We start from the raw sequence: 23,576 nt of genomic DNA, 5'->3' as shown, positions 1-23,576 counted from the left end.
CTCATCGAATTTTCAAAGATTTCTCAGTCGTTTGACCGAAGCGCCTTGGTGAGAGCCGGGAACATTTCAGCATTCGACGCGATCACCGAACCCGATTCGAGAACGTCGCGCCCCTCGCGCACTGCTTCCACGAAACCGCCCGCTTCTTTCACGAGGAGAATCCCCGCGGCCATGTCCCAGGCGTTGAGCCCGCGCTCCCAATAGCCCTCGTAGCGACCCGCCGCGACATAGGCGAGGTCGAGCGAGGCCGCGCCCCAGCGACGAACGCCCGCGCATTGCGGCATCAGCTTCGCAAGGTCCTGCAGCGTCGCCGGAAGGGTCGACTTGCCGCCGAAGGGCACGCCCGTCGCGAAGATCGATTCGATCATCTTGTGACGGCCAGAGACCCGCAGACGCGTGTCGTTCATGTAGGCGCCGAGGCCCTTCTCGGCGAAATACATCTCGTCTTTCGCGGCGTCAAACACCACGGCCGCGATGATTTCGCCCTTATGCTCCAGCGCGATCGAGATCGCCCAATGCGGCAGGCCGTGCAGGAAGTTCGTGGTGCCGTCGAGCGGGTCGACGATCCAGCGGCGGGTCGGGTCATCGCCCGCCTCTTCACCGGTCTCCTCGCCGAGCCAGCCATAGGAAGGGCGCGCGCCGCGCAGCTCGTCCTTGATGATCTTCTCGGCTTCGCGATCGGCCTTCGAGACGAAATCGCCCGGACCCTTCGAGGAGACCTGAAGGTTCTCGACCTCGCGGAAATCCTTGACGAGCGAGCGGCCTGCCTTGCGGGCGGCCTTGATCATCAGGTTGAGGTTTGCGCTGCCTTGCATCTCTGGGCTCCTTCGCGTTTCAAGCGGTCGCCTTACAGGGGTTGCGCGGAAAATCCAAGAGCTTTGGCACGTGAGGCAAACTGAGGAGGGGCTCTGCCCCGCTCGCTGCGCGAGCCCCCGGGATATTCGGACAAGCCCGATGGATCAGGCGCGCTGAAGCTTCACCGGCTCGGTGCGTGCAAGCCGCAGGAAATGCGCCATGAAGGGCTGAGTGGCATCCTCGGACCGCGTCGCGGCGTAAAGGCGCTTGGTCAGCCCGTGTTCGGTCACAGGTTTGGTGATGTAGTCAGGCTGGTACTTCACCTCGCGCAGCACCCAGTCGGGCAGCACCGCCACGCCGCGATTCGAGGCGACCAGCATCAGGATCACTGCCGTCAGCTCCACCTGTCGCACGGCTTTCGGCTCCACCCGTGCGGGCGTGAGCAGCTGGGTGAAGATGTCCGATCGACCGCGGTCGATCGGATAGGTGATCAGCGTCTGATCCGCGAAGTCCTGCGCCTCGATATATGGCTTCGCCGCCAGCGGTGAATTCGCGGCGGCGATGAAGGTCGGCGCGTAGTCGAAAAGCGGATTGAAGGTGACGCCGTCGATCTTTTCCGGATCCGACGATATCACCAGATCGACCTCTTCGCGGCTCAGCGCGGGAAGCGCGTTGAAAGCCAGACCGGGCCGGATATCCACGTCGATATCGGGCCAGGCATGGCGGAAACGCTCCAGCACCGGAAACAGCCAGTCGAAACAGGCGTGGCACTCGATCGCAATATGCAGACGGCCCGCCCGCCCCGACCGCAGCGCGTCGAACTCGGCCTCGGTCGCCGCGATCTCGGGCAGGATGCGTTCGGCCAGCCGCAACAGCTTCCGCCCCGCCGCCGAGAGCTTCAGCGGCTTCGAGCGGCGCACGAACAGCTCCACCCCGGTCTGGTCCTCCAGCCCTTTGATTTGGTGCGACAGCGCCGATTGTGTTATGTGCAGAACGTCCGCTGCCTTCGCGAGCCCTCCGGCATCGTGAATCGCCTTGATTGTGCGCAGGTGACGGAACTCGAGATGCATCTTGCTGTTACACTCATAACCATTTTGAGGATTATGAGTTTGTCTCACAAAGCCCGATCTGGCACAAGAGAGCGAACGAAAGGACAAAATCCCATGACGACGCCCAAGGTCAGTTTCGAATTTTTCCCGCCGAAGACGCTCGATGCGTCGTTCCGGCTGTGGGAAACCGCGCAGGTTCTGGCACCGCTCAAACCCGAGTTCACCTCCGTGACCTATGGCGCGGGCGGCACGACGCGCAAGCTGACCCACGAGGCGGTGGGGACGATCCACAAGAATTATGGCCTCAATGTCGCCGCCCACCTGACCTGCGTGGAAGCGACCAAGGCAGAGACGATGGACATCGTGGACGCCTATGCCGAGGTCGGCGTGACCGAGATCGTGGCGCTGCGGGGCGACCCGCCGCAGGGTGCCAAGCATTTCACCCCGCATCCCGAGGGCTTCGCCTCTTCGGTCGAACTGATCGAGGCGCTGGCCGAGGATGGCCGCTTCACGATCCGCGCCGGCGCCTATCCCGAGCCGCATCCGGATGCCGCCGACAATATGGCCGACGTGCGCTGGCTCAAGCGCAAGGTCGAGGCGGGTGCGACCTCGGCGATCACCCAGTTCTTCTTCGAGCCCGAGACCTTCTTCCGCTTCCGCGATGCCTGCGAGCGCGAAGGGATCGACGCGAAGATCATCCCCGGCATCCTGCCGATCCAGTCGTGGAAAGGCGCCAAGAAATTCGCGCAAAGCTGCGGCACCTCCATCCCCGCCTGGGTCGAGGAAGCCTTCGAGGCCGCGATCCGCGACGGGCGCGAGCATCTTCTGGCGACCGCGCTGTGCACCGAGCTGTGCGACAAGCTGATCGAGGGCGGCGTGGAAGACCTGCATTTCTACACGCTCAACCGTCCCGGCCTGACCCGCGACGTCTGCCACGCGCTGGGTGTGACGCCTGACACGGTGCTCGAGAAAGTGGCCTGAAAGGGTACTCAATTGGATTGAACGAAGGGGCCCGGCTGGGCCCCTTTCCTTTTTTGGTCGTGGTGCGTCACGCGTCTGACGCTTGTCGCAACGCCCACACCACCGCCCAGAAGACGCTCAGGAAATCGCGCCGGTCGTGATAATGTTTACCTAACGGAAACCAGTTCAAATCTGCCGACGAGATCGCGCCGATGACTGGCGTCCGTTCTAGGGAGGTAACACATGGGACGTTTTGTGATCACGGGGAGCTTCTCTCCTCAGGCCATAAAGGGCTTCATGGACAGCCCGACGGACCGATGGGAGACCATCGACGCGTTGATAAAGGCGGCTGGGGGGAAACTGGAAAACTACTACATAACCACCGGTCCGAGTGACTTTTTGATCATCGCCACGGGCGACGACATGAAGAAGGTGCTGCCGGCGATCATGGCCGCCGCTGGCTCGGGGTCATTGTCGAAGGTGCAGACGCAGGAGGCCTTCACGACCGCCGACTTCAAGGAGATGCAGAAGGCTGCGGCCGGCATTCGTTCGAACTTCGTGCCACCGGGCAGTTAAGGCCACTTCGGTCGCAGGTCGACACCTACCTCCCCTTTCCTTTCCGCTCGGCGACGATAGCTTAGTGCCGACCCGGAAAAGGACCCGAAGATGCCCGACCAATATTTCGCCGAAGGCCCCGAAGATTTCCTCCCACTCGAGGAGGTGCTTTCGATGTCGGGGCTCGACTACGTTCGCAAGATGGTGACGGGCGACGTTCCCTCCCCCACCGTGCAGAAGCTGATGGCCTATCGGATCACCGAGGCCGAGGAAGGCCGCGTCACCTGCCGCGGGACGCCGGGCCATCCGCAGACCAACGGCTATGGCGGCATTCACGGCGGCTGGTATGCGATGATGCTAGATACGGTGATGACCTGTTCGGTGATCACCGGACTGAAGAAGGGTCAGACGCAGACCACGCTTGAATTCAAGGTGAACCTGATCCGCGCGATCAAGCCCGGCACCGAGGTGATCGGCGTGGGACAGCTCGATCACATCGGCCGGTCAACCGGCGTCGCGCGGGGTGAGATCCGGGGCGCCGAGGATGGACGCCTCTACGCGACCGGCACCGCCACCTGTTTCGTTATGACGCCTGACCTCTGAGACAGGCTCGGACCGGCGCGCGAGACGACGGATTTCGGGACGCAGGATGCGCGGCCTGAAAATCGCGCGCGAGCCTTCGGGCAAGACCACGCTCTCATGCAGCCCTTCAGAGGGGTCGCGCCCCACGACGCGCGGCGCGCGCAGCCAGAACAGCTTGCCCCAGCCAGTCCAGGTGCCGACCGAGGGCGCATTCGGATCGCGCGGGAACTCCGCCTGCCAACCGGGCGGCAGGCTCAGACCCAGCGATTCCGCCCGCTCCAGCATCCACACGAGCGGAATATTGGCGAGTGGGCGCGCATCCGCGAAATGCCCGAGCATCCCGCCGATATCGCCATGGGCGCCGCGAAACCAGCGCTGCTCGATCCGGGTCGCGGGAGAATCGGCGTCGGAAGCGCCCTCGTCGCTTTCCCACACCAGCGGCTCCAGCACAGAGCGCCGCTCGTCGAGCGCGAGCGCCTGAAACCCGTGGCGCACATGGTCGCTCAGGTGGTGGTCGTGAAAGCGCACGCGCTCCTCGTTGACGATCCAGAAGAACGGCACGCGAATGCCCAGCGCCTGAACCGTATCAAAGGCGCCGACCATCTCGATCTCGACATTCTCGTGGCACAGGCTGTTGCGGAAGCTTTGGAGGACGTCCGCGGGCGTCTCTTCCTCGTAGTGGCGCCATGCAAGCCGCGTGTTGCGTTCGATCGCATGCTCCGGGCGCAACAGACCGATCCGCCCGATCATCCCCGCCAGCGAGCGCGCAGCGAAGCCGCCCCGGGAATAGCCGATCAGGAAGATGCGGTCGCCCGGGCGGTAGCGCATCGCGAGCCAGCCATAGGCGCGGGAAATCTGCTGATTCACGCCCCAGCCGAACCAGACATCCGACATGTCGTGCCAATCGCGCCAGCGCAGGCCGCGCCCGTAATAGACCGAGACTTTCGGCGCTGCCCGGCGCAGGAAGCGGTAGATCAGCCCGATCGAGGTCAGCCGGTCGGCGCGCAGCGAGCCGAGCGTCCCGTCGAGCAACACGACATGATCGACCGGGCCACGGCCCGCGCCTGCCGCCGAGCGCGCCTCGGCCCGTTCCGGGCTGCGGCGGCGCAGGGCAGAGATCACACGCTCGAAGAGACCGCGCATATCAGCGCTCCACATAAGTTGGGCTTATACTATCCAATGTAGGATAAGTTTCACTTATCTTCAGGGGCAATCGCGGCAGTTTGTTGACCCGATCGTGCCCGCCGCGCTTTTTCGGACCGCGCGCACGGGGTTTTCCTTGTCGCCTGCGCGGGCTAAACAGCCCTCAAGCCGAGCCAAGGATGCCTGACATGACGATGGACAAGACTTTCGATGCCGCGAGCGCCGAGCCGCGGATCTACGCGAAATGGGAAGAGGCCGGAGCCTTCAAGGCCGGGGCCAACGCGTCGCGCGACGAGACCTTCTGCGTGATGATCCCGCCGCCCAACGTGACGGGCGCGCTGCATGTGGGCCACGCCTTCAACAACACCGTGCAGGATATCCTCGTGCGCTGGCACCGGATGCGCGGCTTCGACACGCTCTGGCAGCCGGGACAGGACCATGCGGGTATCGCGACCCAGCTGATGGTCGAGAAGGAACTGGCCAAGACCGGTCAGCCCAAGCGCATCGAACTCGGCCGTGAGAAATTCCTCGAGAAGGTCTGGGAGTGGAAAGGCGAATACGGCTCGACCATCATCAACCAGCTCAAGCGTCTGGGCTCGAGCTGCGATTGGTCGCGCAACGCCTTCACCATGTCGGGGGCTCCCGGCGCGCCGGAAGGCAACGAGGGTAACTTCCATGACGCCGTGATCAAGGTCTTCGTCGACATGTACGAGAAGGGCCTGATCTATCGCGGCAAGCGCCTGGTGAACTGGGATCCCCATTTCGAGACCGCGATCTCGGATCTGGAAGTGGAGAATATCGAAGTCGCCGGTCACATGTGGCACTTCAAATACCCGCTCGCGGGCGGCGAGACCTATACCTATGTCGAGAAGGACGAAGAGGGGAACGTCGTCTTCACGGAAGAGCGCGACTACATCTCGATCGCGACGACCCGCCCGGAGACGATGCTGGGCGACGGCGCTGTCGCGGTGCACCCGTCCGATGAGCGTTACGCGCCGATCGTCGGCAAGCTCTGCGAAATCCCGGTGGGCCCGAAAGAGCATCGCCGCCTGATCCCGATCATCACCGATCAATATCCCGATCCCGAATTCGGCTCGGGCGCGGTGAAGATCACCGGCGCGCATGACTTCAACGACTACATGGTCGCCAAACGCGGCGGCATCCCGATGTATCGCCTCATGGACACCAAGGGCGCGATGCGCGCCGACGGGCTGTCCTACGAAGAATGCGCGGCCCGCGCGATGGAGATCTCCCGCGGCGCGGATTTCACCGAGGCAGAGATCGACGCGCTCAACCTCGTGCCCGAGGAGCTGCGCGGTCTCGACCGGTTCGAGGCGCGCGAAGCCGTGATCCGTCAGATCACCGAGGAAGGCCTCGCGGTGACGACCACGAAGACCGTCACCGACGAAGACGGCGTTGAGACCGAAACCACCGTTCCGTATGTCGAAGACAAGCCGATCATGCAGCCCTTCGGCGACCGCTCGAAAGTGGTGATCGAGCCGATGCTGACCGATCAGTGGTTCGTCGATGCCGAGCAGATCGTCGGCAAGGCGCTCGACGCGGTGCGCAACGGCGACACCGTGATCATGCCCGAAGCGGGCGAGAAAACCTATTTCCACTGGCTGGAAAACATCGAGCCCTGGTGCATCTCGCGCCAGCTCTGGTGGGGCCACCAGATCCCGGTCTGGTACGGTCTGGACATGGAAGCGCCCGACTTCCGCGATGACGAAGGCGATGGCACGATCGACCTCGTGGAGATGGGCCGCCTGCTCGTCGAGACGAAGATGGTGCATCGCGACGACCGCTACCACTGCGCCTCGGACTTCGAGAGCGTCATCGGCTGGTTCAAGGCGCAGAATGCCGAGCTGCCGACGCCGCTCAACGTGGCGCGCATCGTTGAAGTGGAAGATCGCCACAAGGCGATCGAAGTGCTGGCCGCGAGCCTCGCGCAATACGAGATGACCGAGGACCCGACGCAGCTCGTCTACCCGGTCTGGCGCGATGCCGATGTGCTCGACACCTGGTTCTCGTCGGGCCTCTGGCCGATCGGCACGCTGGGCTGGCCCGAGGATACCGAGGAGATGCGCAAGTATTTCCCGACCGATGTCCTCGTGACCGGCTTCGACATCCTGTTCTTCTGGGTGGCGCGGATGATGATGATGCAGTTGGCCGTCATGGATCAGGTGCCCTTCCACACCGTCTACCTGCACCAGCTCGTCCGTGACGAGAAGGGCAAGAAGATGTCGAAGACGACGGGCAACGTGATCGACCCGCTCGAGATCATCGATGCTTACGGCGCGGACGCGCTGCGCTTCACCAATGCCGCGATGGCGGCGATGGGCGGCGTGCTGAAGCTCTCTGAGGAGCGCATCAAGGGCTATCGCAACTTCGGCACGAAGATCTGGAACGCGACGCGCTTCGCCGAGATGAACGGCGTGTTCGAAGGGCCGGTCGTGACCGAGATCCCGCAGCCGACGCATACGGTGAACCGCTGGATCATCGGCGAGACCGCGAAGATCCGTGAGCAGGTGGACGAGGCCTTCGCCGCATACCGCTTCAACGACGCGGCGCTGGGGCTTTACGGTTTCGTCTGGGGCAAGGTCTGCGACTGGTATGTCGAATTTGCCAAGCCTCTGTTCGATGGCGAGCATGCCGAGGAAACCCGCGCCACGATGCGTTGGGTGCTCGATCAGTGCTACGTCCTGCTGCACCCGATCATGCCCTTCATCACCGAAGAGCTGTGGGATCTGACCGCACCGCAGGGTGACCGCGCGAAGATGCTCGTCCATGCCGACTGGCCGGATTACAAAGCCGCCGATCTGGTGGATGAGGCCGCCGACCGCGAGATGAACTGGGTGATCGAACTGATCGAGGCGATCCGCTCCTCGCGCACGCAGATGGGCGTGCCGGTAGGCCTGAAGCTGCCGATGGTTCTGGCCGAGGCCGATGACGCCGCGCGCGCGGCGCTCGCCAATAACGAGTCGCTGATCTTCAAGCTGGCGCGCATCGAGAGCATCACCGAGGCGCCGATCCCGAAAGGGGCGATCTCGATCCCGGCGCAGGGCGCGCTGTTCGGGCTGCCGCTGGAAGGCGTGATCGACATCGCCAAGGAGAAGGCGCGTCTGGAGAAGGCTCTGGGCAAGATGGAGAAGGAAATCGGCGGCATGAAGGGTCGTCTGAACAATCCGAAATTCATCGACAATGCCGATCCCGAGGTCGTGGTGGAAACCCGCGAGAACCTCGCCCGCGCCGAGGAAGAGGCCGAGAAGGTGCGTCAGGCCGTGGCGCGTCTGGCGGAGCTGGGCTGAGCGAGGCTTTTAGCGATCAGGGCCGCGCCTGACCCTCGGGTGGGCGCGGCCCGGGCCTGGTCGTCCCGCGCCGTGAGCTGAGCGGAGACCTTACTCCGACACTTCCTTCATCGTGAACGCCACGCCCGAGGCGACCACGCAGATCCCCGCATAGACGATCAGCACCATATCCGGCCCCGCTATCGCGAGCGCCGAACTCGCCGCGCCGAAGGCCAGCAGCATCACGCCTACACTCGTGTTCGACACCGCCGTATAGGCCGCGCGATCGTCCTTGGGCGACATGTCCACGAGGTAGGTCGAGCGGCCCAGCCGCACCCCCTGATAGCCGATCATCAGCCCGAACAGCGCCACCGGCGAGGCCCAGATCGTGCCCATCAGCCCCGACCAACTCAATCCCACCGCAAGCGCCAGGAACGCGGCGGCGACCAGCCCGGTGAAGATCAACACCTTGCGCGAAGAGCGATCTGCCAGCCGCCCCCAGATATAGGAACTCACCAGCGAGGCCAGCGCCGAGGCCAGCACCATCGCCCCCAGCGCGCCGAACCGGTTATCTCCGGCATTCGCGGCGAGCAGAACGATATAGGGCGGCGCGAGCGCGGTCGGCAGCAGCAGCACCCGCGCGATCACGAACTTGCCAAGATCGGCATCCTTCCACAGCAGGCTAAGCTCTGACAGGCCGATGCTGCCCTTCGCCTCGCCCGGCTGGTCTTCCTCGCGCAGCGTCGAGAACAGCGCAGCCGCCGCCACCCAGAGCACGGCGGCCAGTGAAATCGCCCCGATCACGAGGCTCATCCGCGGGACGAATCCGCTCATCAGGATCAGCGCGAACAGGATCACCCCGGCCGCAGAAACGCTCGTCGCGATGCCAGTCGTCGTGCCACGCCGCGTGCGGTCCACGGTCTTGCCCAGCACGTCCTTGTAGCTCACCGAGGACAGCGAGCGCGCGATGGCCAGCACGCCCAGCGCCGCGAGCATCGCAAGCCCCGCGGCCATCCCCTGCATCGTCAGCGCAATCACCACGATCGCCGCCGCCGCCAGCCCCTGGATCATGCTACCGGCGGCCCAGGCCCATTTGCGCTGCGGCATCTTGCGGACATGCGGTGCGGTGAACAGCTGCGGCAATAGCGAGCCCGCCTCGCGCACCGGCACCAGCCAACTGACCAGAGCGGCGGGCGCGCCCACCGCCTGCATGAGCCAGCTGAGCACCAGCTTCGGGTCGATCAGCCCGTCTGCCAGCTTGGTCATCGACAGCGATCCGACATGGCGCAAAAAACTGCCGGGTTCGTGCTTGGCGGCGGTGTCGCTCAGCTCTTTCACATTCCCCGGCGCATCGCCGGTCAGCGTTTCGAATAGGGAGGAGGAGAAAGAGGTGTCGCTGGCGCTCATCGGCTGGCTTCCCGAACTTATGTCATTTCACGATATTACGCAGGGAAAAGCGCTTGGCCCAGTCCCCGGTTCCGCCGCGAGGAACCGATCGACGCACCCTCTTGCCGCATCCGCGCTTTGCGCTTACGCCTGTAGCCATGACCGGACCTCGATATACCCGCCTGATCGACAGCCTTCCCGCCACCGTGCCCTTCGTCGGGCCCGAGGAACACGAGCGCCTTGCCGGTCGCCGCTTCACTGCGCGGCTCGGAGCCAACGAGAACGGCTTTGGCCCCTCGCCGCGGGCGATTTCCGCGATGGCGGCTGCGGCAGGCGATGCCTGGAAATACGGCGACTCGACGAGCTTCGATCTGCGTACGGCGATTGCCGCGCATCACGATGTCGCGGTCGAGAACGTTCTGGTCGGCGAAGGGATCGACGGGCTTCTGGGCTACCTGTGCCGCCTGATGATCGAACCGGGCGATCCCGTTGTCACCTCGGAAGGTGCCTACCCGACCTTCAACTACCATGTCGCGGGCTTCGGCGGGGTGCTTCACAAAGTGCCCTATGCCGGGGATCACGAAGACCCGCAGGCGCTGATCGCGAAGGCCGCCGAGGTGGGCGCGAAGCTCGTCTATATAGCCAATCCCGATAACCCGATGGGCACGCATCATCCGCGCGAGACGATCGAGGCGATGATCGACGCGGTGCCGGATGGCACGCTGATGGTGCTGGACGAGGCCTATGTGGAATTCGCCGACGACGGGACCGAGGCGCGCATCGCGGCCGACGATCCCCGAGTGATCCGGATGCGGACCTTCTCGAAGGCCCATGGTCTGGCGGGCGCGCGCGTGGGCTATGCGCTTGCGGCCCCCGGCCTGATCGCGGCTTTCGACAAGATTCGCAATCATTTCGGCATGTGCCGCATCTCTCAGGCAGGCGCGCTGGCCGCGCTGCAGGACAAGACGTGGCAGGCCTACATGCGTCTCCTCGTGGCAGGCGCACGCGACCGGATCGACGAGATCGCGCGCGAGAACGGGCTGAGCACCCTGCCCTCCGCCACGAATTTCGTCGCCGTGGACTGCGGGCAGGATGGTGATTTCGCGCGGGCCGTGCTGCAGGAACTGGACGCGCGCGCGGTGTTCGTGCGGATGCCCTTCGTCGCCCCGCAAAACCGTTGCATCCGCGTCTCGGTCGGGCCCGAAGCCGAGCTCGACGCTTTTGCCGCGGCCCTCCCTGACGCGCTGGATGCCGCCCGCGCGCGCTGATCTGCGCGCCCTCCCGGACACAAATCCGCCTACCAAATCGGCAAAAAAGCACCGGCGTCAGCACGTCTCGCCGCAAGGTGAATTGCGCCGACTCGGGGCCGGGCCCATGTTTTGCTCGACAACAGGAGCAGACACATGAGCCGCAAGATCCGCAACGCCCGTATCGCAATGTTGAGCCCGCTGGCCTTCGCGTTGGCCTTCGGCGCCTATGCAGGCAACACCCAGACCAGCCGCGAGATGCGGCTGTCGTCCTCACGCACCGAGGCGCCGCAGGTCTCGCGGGAAGCCTCGGAAGAGGTCGAACAGCTCACCGACTGGCTGGAGCGTCACGGTCAGGCCTGACCGGCGCCTTTCGCGATCGCACCAGCCGCCGCGGCGATGCCGCCGGGGTTGTGCGGGATTTTCAGCGCCTGCATCCCGGCCTCCATCGTCGCCAGCGCGCCCAGCGTCATATGGGCGTTCACATGGCCCATATGGGCGACCCGCAGGAAATCGTTGGCCTCGGGCGTGCCGGGTTCGGCCATGCCGAGCCCGATGCCGAGCGTCACCCCCGCCTCGCGCTCCAACCAGCTGCGCAGCCGCTGCGCATTGCCCGCGCCGATCCGCGCTGCCGTCACCGAATGCGCGCGATGCGCTGGGTTCGCGATGTTGAGCGCGATATCCCCTTCCTGCCCCCAGGTCTCGAACGCAGCCCAGACGGCAGAAGCGAGCGTGGCGTGACGCGCCCAGATATGGGTGAGCCCCTCTTCCTCGAGGATCATCTTGAGCGACTCGTCGAGGCCGAAGAGGTGATGCGTCGGGGCGGTGCCTCCGAAATACTGGTAGACCATCTCGGGGAAGGCGCGCGGCTGCCAGTCCCAATAAGGCGTGACCATATCGGCCTCGCGGCTCGCCGCCAGCGCCTTGTCGGAGAACCACACAAAGCCCAGACCCGGCGGCACCATCAGCCCCTTCTGGCTGGCGGCGACCATCACATCGACGCCCCAATCGTCCATCCGGAACTCGTCGCAGGCGAGCGAGGCGATGCAATCGACCATCAGCAGCGCCGGATGCCCCGCTGCGTCGATCGCCGCACGGATCGCCGCCACGTCGTTGACCACGGAAGTCGCGGTATCGACATGGGTCAGCAGCACGGCCTTGATCTCGTGATCCTTGTCGGCGCGCAGGGCCTCTTCGACGCGGGCCGGATCGGCGGGAGCCTTCAGGCCGAATTCCAGCCGCTCCACATGAACGCCCATCGTCGCCGCGTTACGCGCCCATATATTGCCGAAGCGCCCTGTCACGAGGCTCAGCGCCTTATCCCCGCGCGAGAAGACGTTCGCGATCGAGGCCTCCCATGCGCCGTGGCCGTTGGCAATGTAGATCGCGACATGGGACGAGGACATTGCCACCCGCCGCAGGTTCGCCGCGACCCGCACCGAGATCTCCTCGATCTCGCCCTCATAGATGTTGGGCGCCGGGCGATGCATCGCGGCCAAAACACGGTCGGGCATCGTCGAGGGTCCGGGAATTGCGAGGTAAGGGCGACCTTGGGCAAGGCTCATCGGGTATCTCCGTCTGGCACAACGAATAATCGGTAATGCCGCCCGCGCGCGGCGTCAATCTCGCGCCCGGCTTGCACGCAGGCCCCGTCTCGCGGTAATTCACGGACTTAACCGCGCGCTCGAGAGGCGCGCCTATCGCATGGTGCCTCGTGGCCAAGACTGCAAACCCTTACACGTCGAAACACCTCGCCGGCCGGATGTGGCGCGATTATCTGCGCAAGCACTGGCCGATGATCGGGGTGTCGATGGTCCTTCTGATGATCGAAGGCTCAACGCTGGGCGCACTGAGCTGGATGCTCAAACCGCTCTTCGACAAGGTCTTCGTGCAGGGCGAGAGCGAGTTGATCTGGTGGGTCGGCGCCGCGATCTTCGGGCTGTTCGTGGTCCGGGCGACGACTTCGGTGGCCTCGCGCACGGTGATGACCAGCGTCTCGCTGCGCACGTCGAGCGACATGCAGACCGATCTGTTCCGCCACATGCTGCGGCTCGACCAGCGCTTCTACCAGGCCAACCCGCCCGGCGCGCTGATCGAACGGGTGCAAGGCGATACGAGCGCAGTGCAGAACGTCTGGAAGATCTTCATTTCCAGCACCGGGCGCGATGCGGTCTCGCTTATCTCGCTGTTCGCCGTTGCGGTCGCCATCGATCCGGGCTGGACCATGGGCGCCGTGATCGGCGCGCCGCTTCTGATCCTGCCGGTCGCGATGGCGCAGCGCTACATCCGCCGCAAAACCCGGCAGATGCGCGAAAGCTCTTCCGACCGCGCGACCCGGCTCGACGAGGTGTTCCACGGTATCGCTGCGGTGAAGCTCAACGGGATCGAGGACTATCAAGCGGGGCGCTTCGCGCGGCTGGTGGACGAGGTCCGCATCGCGCAGATCAAGACCACCTTCATCTCGGGGCTGGTGCCCGCGATGATCGACATCATCACCGGACTTGGCTTCTTCTTGGTACTGATCCTCGGCGGTCAGGAAATCATGGCGGGCGAGCGTTCGGTCGGCGATTTCATGTCCTTCTTCACCGCAATGGCGCTGGCCTTCCAGCCGCTTCGCCGCCTCGCGAATTCGGCGGGCTCTTGGCAGACGGCGGCGGCGAGCCTCGAGCGGATCTATCGCCTGTTCGATACCGAACCGTCGATCACCTCGCCCGCGCACCCCGCCGCCCTGCCCGAGACCACGCGGATCGAGTTCGACGGCGTACATCTGCATTACGGCGACAAGCATGTCCTGCGCGGCCTCAGCTTCGTGGCGGAGCCCGGCCAGACCACCGCACTCGTCGGCCCTTCGGGCGCGGGCAAGACCACCGTGTTCAACCTGCTGACCCGGCTCGTCGATCCCGATAGCGGGCGCATCACTCTGGGCGGCACGCCGCTGAGCGATCTCGGCCTTGCCGAACTGCGCCAGCATTTTTCGACCGTGTCGCAGGACTCGGCTCTCTTCGACGAGACGATCCGCGAGAACGTCCTGCTCGGCCGGCAGGAGGTCGATCCCGACCATATCCAGACCGCGCTCGAAGCCGCGCACGTGACCGAGTTCACAGACCTTCTGCAGAACGGCATCAATACCGGCGCAGGCCCGCGCGGCTCGGCGCTCTCGGGCGGACAACGGCAAAGGGTCGCGATTGCGCGCGCCGTGCTGCGCGACGCGCCGATCCTGCTGCTCGACGAGGCGACCTCGGCGCTCGACACGGTCTCCGAGGCAAAGGTGGCGCAGGCGCTCTCGGAGCTCAGCGAGGGCCGCACGACGCTGGTCATCGCCCACCGCCTGTCGACCGTGCGCAACGCCGACAAGATCGTCGTGGTGGTTGAAGGTCAGGTCGTCGAACAGGGCACGCATGACGAACTGCTGGCCAAGAACGGGCCCTATGCGGGGCTGTGCCGGATGCAGCTTCTCGATTGAGTTGGCATTCCCGCCCCGGCTGCCTACATGGGCGGGGAAAGGAGACCTCCATGGCCGAGCGCATTCTCTACGAGATCACTGGCACGGATCGCGAGCACTTCCTGCAAGGGCTGGTGACGAACGACGTGCGCCACGTGAAAGACGGGCTGGTCTATACCGCCCTGCTGACGCCGCAGGGAAAATACCTTGCCGATTTCTTCTTGCTAGCGCGAGGCGACGCGATCGTCATCGATATCGACGAAAGCATCGCCGAGGCGACGATCAAACGACTGGGCATGTACAAGCTCCGCGCCGACGTCGCGATCGCGCCCTCGGATCTGAAGGTCTACCGCGGCACAGGTCCGGCACCCGAAGGCGCGCTGACCGATCCACGCCATCCCGACATGGGCTGGCGGCTTTACGGCGACGAGGCGGGCGATGACGGCACCGATTGGGATGCGATCCGGGTCGAGCATTGCATCCCCGAGACCGGTATCGAACTGACCCCCGACACTTTCATCCTCGAAGCCGGGTTCGCTCAGCTAAATGGCGTCGATTTCCGCAAGGGCTGCTATGTCGGGCAAGAGGTCACGGCGCGGATGAAGCACAAAACGGAGCTGCGCAAAGGCTTCGTCACCGTAGGTGTCGAAGGGTCCGCGGAACCGGGTACCGAGATTACCTCCGAAGATCGCAGCGTGGGGCGTCTTTTCACGCGTTCGGGCGATCGCGCGATCGCCTATCTGCGCTTCGGGCGCGCCGATGGCGAGTTGTCGGCTGGCGAGGCCGTGGTCACTTATTTATGACCGCCGCGGATCAACTGTTTCGAAAAGCGCAAGCCCCACGGCGGAGATTTGCGGAACATCGTGACGCAGAGGAAACGACGATCGGCCGCACCTGGGGCACCAAAGGTTTTTTCGCTGCGCCCATCCCGTAAACTTGTAATGTTTACAGAATATTAACCGGCTCTTGATGCGATACGGGTTTCGCGCTTCGCGAATGACAGCCCTTGAATTTCGGGCGCCCGCGCTTAATTCGCGTTCAATGCGACCCTTCGCGAAGGACCAGGTTTTGGAAACGGGCAAAGGTGCCATGCGTTAAGCGCATAGCTGCCATGTGACCCAAGCCATATCGAATCGGGGGCCGAAAGGCCTAGATGGCCCTCACGCCAGGAAACGCAAGAGCAATAACAAAGGACGGAAGAATGCGCGATTTCGTTGACGGCTCGGCCTTCAATTACGAGCAGGGCCAACGAGCCCGCAAACTGTTCGCCGCTGTGGTCCTCGCGGCCTTGGACGATGCGATTGCAGATGACAAGAAATACGGCAATGGCCCCGAGCAGATCGCCCGCTGGGCACGCTCGCGCGATGGCCGTGAAGTTCTGTCCTGCGCCGGCATCGATCCGAACGAGCGCGTCGTCCGGGGTTTGATGGAATTCGTCGGCAAGGGTGTCCGTACGTCGGTCGCGCTGTCGCGCGAAGAAAGCGAACGCCGCCTCGCCGCGATCTCGGATGAGCACGAGGCCGAAGCGGCCTGATCCTGTCAGGCGCCACGGCGACAGTTGAGTACCCAAAACGGCGCGTCCCTCAGGGCGCGCCGTTTTGAATTTTCAAGGGCAGCTTTGCGCCGAGATTACCGCAATCGGGGGCTGAAGCGCATGTTCGCGGGGGCAAACAGCGCGCGATCGTCGCCCCTGCCCCGGCTGTCTTGGCGATGGCGCGAGTCAGTCCAGATCGCGGCTCATCAGCGCGCGCTGCACTTCGCGGCGCACCATCTTGCGCAGATTACGTGTGATCTTCGCGCCAAGTGCGCCTTGCAACTCTTCGCGCAGCATCGCCGAGACGATCTGACGAAGTTGGGTTTCGTTCATCGATTGCACCGCCGGATGCAGCGGCGCTTCGGGTTGGTCCGGCGTCGACGCGAGTTCAGCCTCGAGCGCGGCGATCTCGTCGGCTTCGGAATCCTCTTCCAGCGTCGCACGCAATTCGGCATAGCTCGACATACGTGGCTCCGGCTCCGGGATGCGCGCCCCGGCATCGCTGAGATGCAGGCGGCGTGGCGGTGCGGAATCGGTCGGTGGCGCGGTTGTCGCCTCCGGCGCGGCAGCGCCACCCGCGTCCGGTTCCGGTGCAAGATCTTCCCAATCCTGTGTCGAAGGCGCCTCCTCCGGTGTCTCAGCTCCCGGCGGGACATCGAAGCCCAAGAGGGCGTCAGCCCCGATCGGCGTTTCGCCGGGATGAACGTCTTCCGGCTCCCCTTCGTCTGTGTCGGCCCCTGCGAAATCAAGCCCGGCCAAGGGATCGGTTTCGGCAGGCGCGTCGGCATCCTCTGCCGGGAGCGGCTCTGTGATACCTTCGTCCGCGGCCCCAAACTGATCCGGCGATTGCGGCGCGACAAACCCGGCCACGTCCTCCCAATCGGCAGTGGCAAAAGTCTGCTCCGGATCCGCACCTTGGGACCAGACCGGCGTGAAGCTCTCGGGAAGTTCGGTCAGGGGTGCAGTGCCGGCAGGTTCGAACCTGTCGCCTGTCTCGGATTCGAAATCTGAGCCATCGCGCGCGACTTCCGCCTCGAGTTGCGCGAGCGACCCTTCCAGCCGCTTGAGTTCATCGTCGAACCCGCCCTGCTGCAGTTCCGCCTCCGACGGCCAGGGCTCGGCCTCGGCATCGTCGAATTCGGGTTCGAAATTCTGCGGCTTCCGACGTGCCTCGGACAGTGGCGCGGGCGCGTCGGCCCCGGCAGGCGCGGCGGCCTTCTCCGGCTGGTCCTGCGCGAAATTCTGCGGTTCGGCCGCCTCTTCTTCAGGCGTCACTCCCGGCGCGGACCATTCGAGATCATGGATGTCGCCGTTCGGCTCCGCCTGCGTGTCGGAGACGAGATGCGCGGGCGTCAGAACCAGCGGATCGGGGGCCGCACGCTCGGCCTTGGAGGCCGGATAACTCTCGGCCATACGCGGGCTGTCCTGCGACACCAGTCGCCGGATCGATGCCAGCACATCTTCGATTTCAGGTCTGGGTCGGGTATCAGCCATAATCACTCCATCCTGCAGCGCGCACGCGCGCCTGTCCAGCCGTGACGGATCCGAAACTGCGAGGGACACCCGGAGGCTGCGATACCCGCGCCACTATGGCGCGGCGGGCGGGCCCTGAGAGCCCGCCGGAACACCGGTTGGTCGTTACTGGCCGATGGCCTTGAGCACACGATCCAGACGCTTGCCCTGCGGGCTGAGCGTAAGGGGCGCGGTGCGGACCGCATTGTAATAAGCCGCGGGATCATAGGTCGGAATTCCAAGCTTCAGGTTTTCTACCGTCAACAGCCCCATAGCGGACAAAAGTTGATAATAAGCTACCTGCAGCGTGGCGGCCGCGTCGATCCGTCCGGCCTGCGCGTCAAGCAGATCCTGTTCTGCCGAGAGCACGTCGAGCGTGGTGCGGGCCCCCAGAAGCGCCTCTTCCTTGACGCCCTGATAGGCGGTACGCGCTGCGGTGATCTGCTGGTCATAAGCCGATATCTGCGCCTTCGCGATGTCGATCGCCGACCAGGCATTGGCCACGTTCTGCGCGACCGTCACGCCGGCCTGGCTGAGTTGTGCACGGGCCGACTGGTCGTTCGCCACAGCCTGGCGCTGTGCCGAGAGAAGCGCACCGCCGGAATAGAGCGTCTGGCTCATTTCGATCCCGGCGGACTGGGTCTGGATGCCCTGCTCTTCCTGCTTCAGGCCGAGCGAACCGGTGATTTTCGGCAAACGATTGGCGCGGGCGTAATCAACGCCGAGGTCATAAACCGCAACAGTGTGCTGCAGTTGCTTGATGCTCGGATGGCTGCGTAGGGCGATATCGCGTGCGGCATCCAGCGAGCCCGGCAGCGAGGGCCGCTTCGGGAACGCCGCGAGATTGCTCGGGTAGTGCCCGGTCGCGGCCTTGTAGGCCTCGCGCGCGGAACGCAGCTTGCCCTGTGCCGCGGCGAGCGACGCGCGGGCGGAAGCCAGCTGCGCCTGTGCGAGCGAGACGTCGGTCTTGGTGACTTCACCCACTTCGAACCGGTCGTTCGACGCCTTGAGTTCCTCGTTCAGGACGCGCGCGGAATTCTGGTTGATCGCAACCTGCTCGGAGGCCGACTTCACGTCCGAATAGGCCTGGATCGCTGCCAGAAGCACGTTCTGCTCGACCGAACGCAGCCCCTCGCGGGTGGCGAGCACGGTCTCTTTCTTCATCGAGACATTCAGCTTGTTACGGCCGAAATCGAACAGCGTCATCGACGCGCCGAGCGTGGTCGAGGCTTTTTGCGAGATCGTGCGCGTGGCGTCGGCATTGAGGTAATCGTAGCTCGCTGTCCATTGCAGGACCGGGCGCAGATTCGCGACGGCTTGCGCGACGTCTTCATCCGCGGCCCGCAGCGCAGCACGGTTCTGCTCCAGCAGGTTCGAATGGCGATAAGCAGAGACCAGCGCGTCGGCCAGCGTCTCGGCCCCGGCCGTGATCGGCGCCATGGCGGTCGCCGCGACCAAAGCGGTCCATGTCAGTGTCTTGCGCAGCATCGAATGCCCCTCGTTTTCCTGTATCGCCACAGATGCAGGAGTCCCTCTGCCGCCGGGCGCAATTACTTTAAGTTTATCGGCTCGCCGCTCGATTGCATATCCTGCAAAACAGCTAGCCTATTCGATGTGCCTTTCAGAGCACGAATTCACGCGGCTGCACGAAGCCCGGAAGGACCGGTGCGGTGCCATTGAACAGGTCGCGCCAGCTCATCGCTCCGTCGATCTTGTAGCCGATCCGAGCGATGCCGAGGGCGCCTTCCATGAAAATCGCGGCGATCCGACCGCCTTCCTTGAGCTGCTCGATCAGCGCGGGCGGAATGGCTTCCACTGCGCCTTCGATCAGAATTGCGTCATAGGGGCCGTGCTGCGCCGCACCCTCGGTCAGCGCGCCGGTCACGACGGCGACATTGTCGGCCCCGGCCTCGGCCAGCGCGGCCTCCGCCTGCGACGCCATGTCCCCGTCTTCCAGCGCGACGACTGCCTCGGCCATCCGCGCGATCACCGCGGAGGAATAGCCGAGCCCCGCGCCCACATCGAGCACCAGATCGTCGGGCTGAATGTCGAGCGCGTCGAGCATCTTCGCGAAATTGCGCGGCTCGAGCAGAACCCGGCCCGGTGCCAGTTCGAGGTTTTCCCCGATATAGGCGGCTTCGCGCTTGGCCGCGGGCACGAATTGCTCGCGCGGCACATGCAGCATCGCCGCGATGATCGGGAATTTGGTCACGTCGTTGGGGCGGACCTGCGTGTCGACCATCACGGTGCGGCGCGTAGCGAAATCTTGCATGTCGAGAACTCTTCGGTAGCAAACCCTTGTGGGCGGTTTTGCCACAGAAGCAGGGCCTGAGCAAGTTATGCGAGAGCCGGATCCGACCTGCCGTCGCGCTCAGGGGCGATGGCGCCCGCGCACAATGCATCTCGGGCGCAACTCGCCTCTTGCGCGGGCGCCTGCGATACCGTATCTGACGCCCACACCACGGTGGCGAGTTGGCGGAGTGGTGACGCAGCGGATTGCAAATCCGTGTACACCGGTTCGATTCCGGTACTCGCCTCCACCTTTCCCCGAAAAATTCAGTTTTCGCCCACGGGGCGACTCTCGAGAGGGCCTGCCCCCGATCGCGGCGGCGAGGGCGGAATACGAAGGCCCCGCCTCTTTCGAAGCAGGGCCGGCTATCTCTCCGTCAAACCGATGAGTTTTCAGAGCGCGCACGTGGTCAGCGAAACCTGACAGCCTTCGAGCCCCCCGTGCAGCTGCACCCCCACCGGCAGAGGCTGCGGGCCGATGCGCGCGCCGGTGACGATGCAATGCTCCGCCCGCAGCCCCGGCCCGATCACGGTGGCGCGCTCGGCGAGGAAGCCGAGGAAGGACACGATCTCGGAAAGTGACATCCCAGCGGCCATTTCAGGCGGCTCGGCAGGCGCGCCGATCGCAAGCGGCAGGCGCGAGAGGTCACGGGTTTGCCAATCGGGCACCTCATCTCCCATGACGATCGCCCGGTTCGAGAACCGATCCGCCATCTGTGCCAGCGGCGGCTGCTTTTCGAGCGTGGTGAAGCGCGACTGGAGCACTTCGAAGGCGACATGAACGCTGCCGATCGCTTCCAGAATCTCGTGAGATTTGGCCTCGGGCGAAATATCGGCACGCAGCCGCACCGCGATTTCCAGTTCGAGCCGCGCATGGGGCGCAACGGCAAGGGTCGCACCCGAGCGATGGATCGCGCGACCCAGAACCGGGGCGCAGGACAGGTCCTGCCCGCCCAGCAGCGCGTGTTTCCAGCCCCCCACGGGGCCGAGATGGCGCAGGCTCTCGGCCTGCACGGCATAGGCTTCCGCCGGCGTGACCGGCAGCGGGGTCAGCGCCTCGAGCGTCTCGCCGTCATTCGCGGCAGCCAGCGCCTCTGCGGCGCTTGCGATCTGGTCACGCTGCATGGTGTGCAACCTCTTCTTTCATGGCATCGCGCGGGATGATCGCGCCGGGATGACGGACGACTCGGCTTGCGAGACGCGCACCGTCGAGAATTGCGGCCTCCAGCGTTTTACCGCGCTGCAGGGCCGAGAGGAGAGCGGCATCGAAACTGTCGCCTGCCGCAGTCGTGTCGACAGCCGCGACGGGATCGGGCAGCGCAACGCGCAGCGTCGCCCCCGATGCGTCGCGCGCGAGCACCGCGCCGCCGCCCGTCGTCAGCACGATGGCGCCCGCTGCGTGTTTCTCGCAGCGCGCCATGATCGCCTCGGGGTCGGTCTCGTTCCAGAGCGCCGCGAGATCGTCGAGCGAGGGCAGCGCGAGGCTCGTCACTGCCAAGGCGCGCTCGGTCCACTCCGCCGCCTCGGCCCGGTCACGCCAGAGCCGCGGGCGGTAATTCGTGTCATAGGCGACGGTGATCCCGCGCTGGCGCAGCGCGTCCAACTCCGCCAGCAAACGGCTGCGCGCCGTGTCGGGAAGGATCGCCAAGGTGATGCCCGAGAACAAAAGGACGCGTGCCTGACCGAGCGCCGCGACCTCCTCCCCGTCGGCGCCGAACATCCGGCGCGCCGGCGCCTGATCGCGCCAATAGGTAAAGCTGCGCTCGCCCGTGGCATCGGTGGCGATGAAGCTCAGCCCCGGGCTGCCATCGGCCTCGGACCCGATTGCCTCGATCTCGACCCCCTCCTGCGCGATCGTATCGCGCATCCAGTGGCTCATCCCGTCCGAACCGAGCCGCGAAAGGTAGCCCACCCGCAGATCGGGCCGCAGCCGCGCGAGGTAGATCGCCGCATTCAGCGTGTCGCCCCCAAGCCGGCGGTGGAACAGATCGGGCGTTGCAGGGTCGTTTGTGAACTCGGCGAGAGGCTCGCCGATGCAGAGAAAGTCCAGCATGCAAGGCTCCGATCAGGCGGGCCCTACCGGGCTCGGAAGCGGGCTTCCGGCCAGATAGGCGTCGATATTCGCGATCACCAGCTGCGCCATCGCGCGTCGCGCCTCGTTCGTGGCCGAAGCGATATGTGGCGTGAAAAGCGTGTTCGGCGCGCGCAAAAGACCGTCCTCCGCCCCATCGGGCGCGACAGGTTCGACCTCGAATACATCAAGCGCGGCGGAGCCGAGCGTGCCGCCATGCAAGGCCGCAGCCAGCGCCGCGCTGTCGACGACCGAGCCGCGCGCGACATTGACCAAGGTGCCTTCGGAGCCGAGCGCCTCCAACACCGGCGCATCGACAATATACCGCGTCTCAGGCGTGGCCGAGAGCGTGACGAACAGGACGTCACTTTCGGCGGCCAGCGTCCGGGCATCGGGGCGCCATGCCTCGGGGGCGTCATCATGGGGCTTGCGGGCATGATAGATCACATCAACCCCCAGCGCGCGCAGCATGTCCGCCAGTGCGCGCCCGATCCGGCCATAGCCGAGAATACCCGCACGGCAACCGGTCAGCGCCTGACCGAGCCGCGGTTTCTGCCCGTTCGACCAGCCGCCCGAGCGAAGCAACCGCTCGCCCTCGCCGATCCGCCGACGCACCGAGATAGCGAGACCCAGCGCCAGCTCGGCCACCGCTTCCGACAGCACGTCGGGCGTGGTCGTCACATGGATGCCGCGCGCGGCCGCCGCATCCAGATCGACCGCATCGGTACCGACGCCATTGACCGCGATCAGACGCAGGTCGGGAAATTCGGCGATCTCCTCGCCGGAGAGGCCGCGCGCGCCGCTGGTCAGCACGACCTCGATGCCCTCGCGCGCTGTGGCGTCACGGGTGACCGGATGCTCGGCACAGAACGCTTCCATCATGTCGGCGGGCTTCAGTTCGATCAACGCGAGGATCGACGGGGTGGCGTTGGCATCATCACTCATGAGATCTGCCCCAGGAAGTTGCGCAGACGCTCCGACTTCGGATTGCCGAAGAACTCTGCCGGCGGCCCCTCTTCGATGATCGCGCCCTGCTCCATGAAGATCACGCGGTCGGCGACGGCACGGGCGAAATCCATCTCGTGGGTCACGCAGAGCATCGTCATGCCTTCACGGGCGAGGTCGATCATCGTGTCGAGCACCTCCTTGACCATCTCGGGATCGAGCGCCGAGGTCGGCTCATCGAACAGCATGATCCGCGGCTCCATGCAGAGCGCCCGCGCAATCGCGACCCGCTGCTGCTGACCGCCCGAAAGCTGGGCGGGAAATTTGTCCGCCTGCTCGGGGATCTTCACGCGCTCCAGATACTTGCGCGCGGTCGCCTCCGCCCCGGCCTTGTCCGCCCGCCGCGTCTTGAGTGGCGCGAGCGTGCAGTTCTGCAGCACGGTCAGGTGGGGAAACAGGTTGAATTGCTGGAAGACCATCCCGACTTCGCGGCGCACCTTGGCGACGTTCTCGCCGCCTGCCGTCAGCTCGATCCCGTCGACGGTGATCGTGCCATCCTGAATCTCTTCGAGCTGGTTGAGCGTGCGGATCAGGGTCGACTTGCCGGAGCCGGACGGACCGCAGATCACGATCCGCTCGCCTTGTTCGACCGTCAGATCGATCGACTTCAGCGCCTGAAACGCACCGAAGAACTTGGTGACGCCGCGCATCTCGACGGCGGGCTGCTGTGCTTGTGTCATGGGATGCCTTGTAGGGTGACCCGGCGCAGCGCGGGGCTG

Annotated in this window: 21 protein-coding genes and 1 tRNA gene; 10 read left to right on the top strand and 12 right to left on the bottom strand. The window is 65.0% G+C overall.

Annotated features, from left to right (window positions below):
• Positions 1-23 precede the first annotated feature (23 nt).
• Complete coding sequence (locus B6V72_RS03765) at positions 24-815, bottom strand: inositol monophosphatase family protein (RefSeq protein ID WP_075773887.1); 792 nt, start codon at positions 813-815, stop codon at positions 24-26.
• A 144-nt stretch (positions 816-959) separates the two neighbouring features.
• Complete coding sequence (locus B6V72_RS03760) at positions 960-1,865, bottom strand: LysR family transcriptional regulator (protein ID WP_088734740.1); 906 nt, start codon at positions 1,863-1,865, stop codon at positions 960-962.
• Between the two features lie 93 nt (positions 1,866-1,958).
• Between B6V72_RS03760 and metF the strand changes: the two genes are divergently transcribed.
• From metF to B6V72_RS03745, 3 genes are all read left to right on the top strand, one after another.
• Entirely contained in the window at positions 1,959-2,825 is an 867-nt protein-coding gene (gene metF, locus B6V72_RS03755; RefSeq protein WP_088725413.1) for a methylenetetrahydrofolate reductase [NAD(P)H], read from the top strand.
• A gap of 222 nt (positions 2,826-3,047) precedes the next feature.
• Positions 3,048-3,380 carry a GYD domain-containing protein gene (locus tag B6V72_RS03750; protein WP_075773884.1) on the top strand — a complete coding sequence of 111 codons (333 nt, stop codon included), beginning with the start codon at positions 3,048-3,050 and terminating at the stop codon, positions 3,378-3,380.
• 90 nt (positions 3,381-3,470) lie between these two features.
• Entirely contained in the window at positions 3,471-3,962 is a 492-nt protein-coding gene (locus B6V72_RS03745; RefSeq protein ID WP_088734738.1) for a PaaI family thioesterase, read from the top strand.
• Here the strand turns inward: B6V72_RS03745 and B6V72_RS03740 are convergent.
• Positions 3,864-5,084 carry a DUF2235 domain-containing protein gene (locus tag B6V72_RS03740; protein ID WP_088734736.1) on the bottom strand — a complete coding sequence of 407 codons (1,221 nt, stop codon included), beginning with the start codon at positions 5,082-5,084 and terminating at the stop codon, positions 3,864-3,866. The two genes, B6V72_RS03745 and B6V72_RS03740, sit on opposite strands and share 99 nt — an antisense overlap.
• Positions 5,085-5,272: 188 nt before the next feature.
• On the opposite strand from B6V72_RS03740, the gene B6V72_RS03735 reads away from it, so the two are divergent.
• Positions 5,273-8,392 (top strand): valine--tRNA ligase, encoded by a 3,120-nt coding sequence (locus B6V72_RS03735; protein ID WP_088734734.1) that lies wholly within the window; start codon positions 5,273-5,275, stop codon positions 8,390-8,392.
• A 90-nt stretch (positions 8,393-8,482) separates the two neighbouring features.
• Here B6V72_RS03735 and B6V72_RS03730 read toward each other — a convergent pair whose 3' ends face one another.
• Entirely contained in the window at positions 8,483-9,778 is a 1,296-nt protein-coding gene (locus tag B6V72_RS03730) for an MFS transporter (RefSeq protein WP_088727411.1), read from the bottom strand.
• Positions 9,779-9,915: 137 nt separating this feature from the next.
• Between B6V72_RS03730 and B6V72_RS03725 the strand changes: the two genes are divergently transcribed.
• On the top strand, positions 9,916-11,025 hold the full coding sequence (locus B6V72_RS03725) for a pyridoxal phosphate-dependent aminotransferase (protein ID WP_088734732.1): 1,110 nt from the start codon (positions 9,916-9,918) through the stop codon (positions 11,023-11,025).
• Between the two features lie 135 nt (positions 11,026-11,160).
• A complete protein-coding gene (locus tag B6V72_RS03720) occupies positions 11,161-11,367 on the top strand; it encodes a hypothetical protein (RefSeq protein ID WP_075773878.1) in 207 nt (68 codons plus the stop codon).
• Here B6V72_RS03720 and B6V72_RS03715 read toward each other — a convergent pair.
• Positions 11,358-12,569, bottom strand: a complete 1,212-nt coding sequence (locus B6V72_RS03715; RefSeq protein ID WP_075773877.1) for an aminotransferase class V-fold PLP-dependent enzyme — start codon at positions 12,567-12,569, stop codon at positions 11,358-11,360. The two genes, B6V72_RS03720 and B6V72_RS03715, sit on opposite strands and share 10 nt — an antisense overlap.
• Before the next feature lie 197 nt (positions 12,570-12,766).
• Between B6V72_RS03715 and B6V72_RS03710 the strand changes: the two genes are divergently transcribed.
• From B6V72_RS03710 to B6V72_RS03700, 3 genes are all read left to right on the top strand, one after another.
• Positions 12,767-14,467 carry an ABC transporter ATP-binding protein gene (locus tag B6V72_RS03710; protein WP_088719486.1) on the top strand — a complete coding sequence of 567 codons (1,701 nt, stop codon included), beginning with the start codon at positions 12,767-12,769 and terminating at the stop codon, positions 14,465-14,467.
• 50 nt (positions 14,468-14,517) lie between these two features.
• Positions 14,518-15,249 carry a folate-binding protein YgfZ gene (locus tag B6V72_RS03705; RefSeq protein WP_088734730.1) on the top strand — a complete coding sequence of 244 codons (732 nt, stop codon included), beginning with the start codon at positions 14,518-14,520 and terminating at the stop codon, positions 15,247-15,249.
• Between the two features lie 398 nt (positions 15,250-15,647).
• Entirely contained in the window at positions 15,648-15,980 is a 333-nt protein-coding gene (locus B6V72_RS03700) for a DUF6280 family protein (protein WP_075773874.1), read from the top strand.
• Positions 15,981-16,166: 186 nt separating this feature from the next.
• Here B6V72_RS03700 and B6V72_RS03695 read toward each other — a convergent pair whose 3' ends face one another.
• The 3 genes from B6V72_RS03695 to B6V72_RS03685 all read right to left on the bottom strand — a co-directional run bounded on the left by B6V72_RS03695 (position 16,167) and on the right by B6V72_RS03685 (position 19,764).
• Positions 16,167-17,474, bottom strand: coding sequence for a hypothetical protein (locus B6V72_RS03695; RefSeq protein ID WP_146696164.1), 1,308 nt, complete (start codon positions 17,472-17,474; stop codon positions 16,167-16,169).
• Positions 17,475-17,618: 144 nt separating this feature from the next.
• Positions 17,619-18,980, bottom strand: a complete 1,362-nt coding sequence (locus B6V72_RS03690; RefSeq protein ID WP_075773872.1) for a TolC family outer membrane protein — start codon at positions 18,978-18,980, stop codon at positions 17,619-17,621.
• Positions 18,981-19,113: 133 nt separating this feature from the next.
• Entirely contained in the window at positions 19,114-19,764 is a 651-nt protein-coding gene (locus B6V72_RS03685; RefSeq protein WP_088719483.1) for a protein-L-isoaspartate O-methyltransferase, read from the bottom strand.
• A gap of 194 nt (positions 19,765-19,958) precedes the next feature.
• Here B6V72_RS03685 and B6V72_RS03680 point away from each other — a divergent pair.
• Positions 19,959-20,032 (top strand) — tRNA-Cys (locus tag B6V72_RS03680).
• Positions 20,033-20,174: 142 nt separating this feature from the next.
• Here the strand turns inward: B6V72_RS03680 and B6V72_RS03675 are convergent.
• The 4 genes from B6V72_RS03675 to B6V72_RS03660 are packed head-to-tail and all read right to left on the bottom strand — an operon-like array spanning position 20,175 to position 23,537.
• Positions 20,175-20,906: a hypothetical protein gene (locus B6V72_RS03675; RefSeq protein WP_088734726.1), complete on the bottom strand. Its 732-nt coding sequence runs from the start codon at positions 20,904-20,906 to the stop codon at positions 20,175-20,177.
• A complete protein-coding gene (locus tag B6V72_RS03670; protein WP_240497677.1) occupies positions 20,896-21,834 on the bottom strand; it encodes a sugar kinase in 939 nt (312 codons plus the stop codon). The genes B6V72_RS03675 and B6V72_RS03670 overlap by 11 nt, the downstream gene beginning before the upstream one ends.
• A gap of 12 nt (positions 21,835-21,846) precedes the next feature.
• Complete coding sequence (locus B6V72_RS03665) at positions 21,847-22,797, bottom strand: NAD(P)-dependent oxidoreductase (RefSeq protein WP_088734724.1); 951 nt, start codon at positions 22,795-22,797, stop codon at positions 21,847-21,849.
• On the bottom strand, positions 22,794-23,537 hold the full coding sequence (locus B6V72_RS03660) for an amino acid ABC transporter ATP-binding protein (RefSeq protein ID WP_075773869.1): 744 nt from the start codon (positions 23,535-23,537) through the stop codon (positions 22,794-22,796). The genes B6V72_RS03665 and B6V72_RS03660 overlap by 4 nt, the downstream gene beginning before the upstream one ends.
• Between the last annotated feature and the right edge of the window lie 39 nt (positions 23,538-23,576).

The sequence above is a fragment of the Thioclava sp. F34-6 genome, assembly GCF_002213235.1.
GTDB lineage: Bacteria > Pseudomonadota > Alphaproteobacteria > Rhodobacterales > Rhodobacteraceae > Thioclava > Thioclava nitratireducens.
This window is presented reverse-complemented; position numbering and strand designations above follow the sequence as displayed.